The organism is Pseudomonadales bacterium (assembly GCA_013215025.1).
GTDB lineage: Bacteria > Pseudomonadota > Gammaproteobacteria > Pseudomonadales > DT-91 > DT-91.
On record JABSRR010000230.1, the window covers coordinates 1 to 3,287 of the forward strand.

Below are 3,287 nucleotides of genomic sequence, written 5' to 3' on the forward strand. Positions count from 1 at the left end.
GCGTCCACGTCTTCCAGCTGCGTCTGCAAAGAACTCCTCTATAACAACTCTATTATCAAGGCCATCAACATCTCTTCCAGCACGCCCCATCATATCTTTCATGGTGCTTACAACAGAAGTCTTGTTTGCCAAGTCAGTCTTATTGGCCCATGTATGGAACAGCTCATGGCCTAGTAGGCGCTCGAAGTCCGCGTCGTTGGCAGCTGCATCGATAAAGACTTTGTTGCCAATAGCGAATCCTTCTGGGGTATCCGCATTAATACGGTTGAACATGTGTACTTCTAATCCAAAATCCCTGGCAGATGCTTGTACAGCATTGCGTACAGCTCCAAAATCTTCAGTGCTAGGAATAATGCGTACTTCTCCAACGTCTGGGTGTATAAAGTCTACTGGCCTGCCTTGATCTAAAGCCTTGGTCATCTCGCCGTTTACTATTTCTTCGCCGCGAGAAGTTGCAACGCCATCTTTCTGGTCTATCTGTCGAGAGACTGGAGGTGATACGTGATCGCCTTGCTCTGCGATACCTTCCTCAACCTTAGCGATAACATCTTCAGAATAGCCCTTCTTAGCAAGCATAGCGCTTACAGCCTTAACACCGCCAGCTAAGCGATACATACCCTCAGCCATAACTCCGCCCAAGGCAAGACCACCTAGTATACGTTGTGCGACAGCGTCTGAATCTTCACCAACTGCGGTAGAGGCTGCGGCCTCAGATATGCCAGCTCCAACGGATTCTGCCGCGAATCTGCGTAATGCGTTGTCAGCTACGCGGCCCTCTGGTCCAAACATGAACGTGCGAGACAGGGCTGATGTCGCGTCTGCCATGTTATCCATATAGTTAATGGCCAGCTTCGATGCCCCGGCAACACGCAATGCTTTAGCTGTATCTGAAAATCGCTGTGATGCGCGTAGAGCTGATGCACCCCTCTTTGCTAGATTGCCAGTAAATCCAGTAGAAACGGCTAAAGCGATCTCAGCTGGTAAGTCTCCAGCTATTGCGGTTGCCGTTCCAAGGGCGAAATTACCAACAGCTGAACCTCTTTCTATAGATCTTTGAGCGGAAAACTGTTCAGCTCTTTCCTCTGCGATTGTCTGTTCAGGGGCAAACTGACCCAGTATTGTCGGCCTTGCTGACTGAGCTATCTCGTCTAATACGCTACCCTGAAGCTGATCCATGACAGTCTCGAGATCGCCCTCAACTCCAGGTGCTATATCAGAAGGCTGATCGATCAGTTTACCAGATGGTGCTTGAGCCATAATCTCTGGATCATTCGCTAACTCTTGAGCCCTGCTTATTGCTGGATTTTGCTTAGCTACTTCATCGGATTGTAACAGCAAAGCCTGCCGATCTTCCGCACCAATATTCGTTGGTGCGTACATCACAGTAGACTTAGCCCTACCCTCTCTTAATATCCCTAAATCAGCCATACTACCTTACAGAATAGATTGAGTTTAATTCGACTTCAAAGTCATCAAGAGCCTTCGCTATCTCAGCCCTTTTTAACTTACTTGGATCTTCTTCAAATCCAACGGCTGATTTAATGTCGGTAATTGCCTGGGAAGCAGAAACCCCAGTCCTTTCCATTGCGGCAGAAAGCTTGTCAAGAAAAGATTTTGACTCTTTAAATTTCCTCTCTGCAACAGAAGCTCGTCTCTTGAATTTTTTCTCTGACAGCTCATCTGCCCTACTAGCTATAGCTGACCTGCTTATACCTATAGCATCCATCTGCTTTATTTTTTGTCTTAAAAAGTCAGCCTTATCGCTCTGACCTATCTCATCAAGCTCTCTTGCTCTTGCTCTATACCTTGACTTAATACTTTTTGACTGGTCTCGCAGGGACTCTATTGTAGTATCTAATCTTGAGTAATAGTTTAAGGCAAGATCATTTACTTGCTTAGAGTTTGAAGGTATCAGATTTCCTTTTACGAAGTAACCTACTATACTCCCATCTTGAAACGCAGCTGCAGAACCAGGCATGTACAGAGGTGATATAGAGGCTGTGTCACTACCATCCTGACCAACAACCATTATGTTTCCTACCACCCTAGAATTACCGTCATCATCGATGGACGTAACTATTGCAGGGTTAGAAGACGCACCAGACTCCCTCCATGCTAAATTAAAAGTCCTTATTGCGTTGTTTTCTTCTTTTATTCTTTGAAGCTTGTCCTCTAAAGATATAATGCCAGCTTGTAACTCAACCTCGCTTTTTGCTCCAAGGAATTCAGATGTCTTTTTTATAGCGTCCTCATCGCCTTCCCTTGCCATTTGTATGGTCTCGTCAATTCTCTCTATTTGCTCAGGAGATGTGTGTGAGCTAGATATGTTAGAGATTACGGTGTTCACGTTGTCATTAATGGTAACGGCCCTTTCGTCTGGCAATGGAGCTAATGCTGGGTTGGTCTGCTTTACTTGCTTGACCTTCTGTGCTTGCATCTGAGACTGCGAAGGAGGCTTCGACATTGCGTCGAGCTCTTTCTCGTAGCGCTCTATTGCGGCCTCAACGGTAGCAACGTTCCCGCTATTTAGATCCCTTAAGATATCATTCATCTTTAAGTACTGACCTTTGGTAGTTCCTTCGTCAGGCATCGCCTGCATTAGCTCTTGAACCTCGGCAATAGCACCATCTCCTCTAGCGCCTAAGTCCTCTATTCTCTGCATTGTCTTAGGAGAGTTGGCTAATGCATTCTGATCCATCTTGCCAGCCATTGACTTTACAAGCTTATTCTTACTTCCAATCAACCTTCCAGCTCTATCGAAAGCGGCTTGTTTCTGAAGTCTCTGGTTCTCCATGTCCAACCGCCTAGCCTCAACGCCAAGCTCCGCCGCTTCAACCTGTGAGCCAAGCAACTTTTCTCTAAGATCAGACTCACGGCGTTGACGTGGCTGATCCGCGAAAGACGACAGGCCACGAAACAATCCTTCAAGTTCGGTCGGCGCTCCCATGCGCCTATCTACATCGGCAAATATAGCCATTATATCTCCTATGCGCCTAGTGTGCTGGCGCTCTCTAACATTGAAGTGAAGGGGCGTACACTGCCCATGCGTGATGCATCAGCCGCAGCCGCGCCACGACGTGCCGCGAAGTCTTGTGAGGTCATGCGATTTCTTCGCATGGCTAGTCGATTCTCTGCCATCTCATCCTCTTTACGCTTTCTGAACTCCGCTGTCTTAGCGTCGGCAATACCAGTAAGGAAGCCTGTTACATTTCCAGCCAGGTCGAAAGTGTCCTTAAGAGGCTCAAGAGTTTTCTGGGCTGACTGAACGCCTTTAGTGAGCGGCGATG

At 47.2% G+C, this 3,287-nt stretch carries 3 protein-coding genes; all 3 read right to left on the reverse strand.

Annotated features, from left to right (window positions below; genetic code table 11):
• A partial coding sequence (locus HRU21_12205) for a hypothetical protein (protein ID NRA43051.1) occupies positions 1 to 1,380 on the reverse strand: 1,380 nt, incomplete at its 3' end.
• Between the two features lie 49 nt (positions 1,381 to 1,429).
• Positions 1,430 to 2,977, reverse strand: a complete 1,548-nt coding sequence (locus HRU21_12210) for a hypothetical protein (protein NRA43052.1) — start codon at positions 2,975 to 2,977, stop codon at positions 1,430 to 1,432.
• A gap of 8 nt (positions 2,978 to 2,985) precedes the next feature.
• Positions 2,986 to 3,138, reverse strand: coding sequence for a hypothetical protein (locus HRU21_12215; GenBank protein NRA43053.1), 153 nt, complete (start codon positions 3,136 to 3,138; stop codon positions 2,986 to 2,988).
• Between the last annotated feature and the right edge of the window lie 149 nt (positions 3,139 to 3,287).

Excerpts from the sequence above, each read along its gene's own strand:
- HRU21_12210 (NRA43052.1), bottom strand. The coding sequence starts at position 2,977 with ATGGCTATATTTGCCGATGTAGATAGGCGCATGGGAGCGCCGACCGAA.
- HRU21_12215 (NRA43053.1), bottom strand. The coding sequence starts at position 3,138 with ATGGCAGAGAATCGACTAGCCATGCGAAGAAATCGCATGACCTCACAA.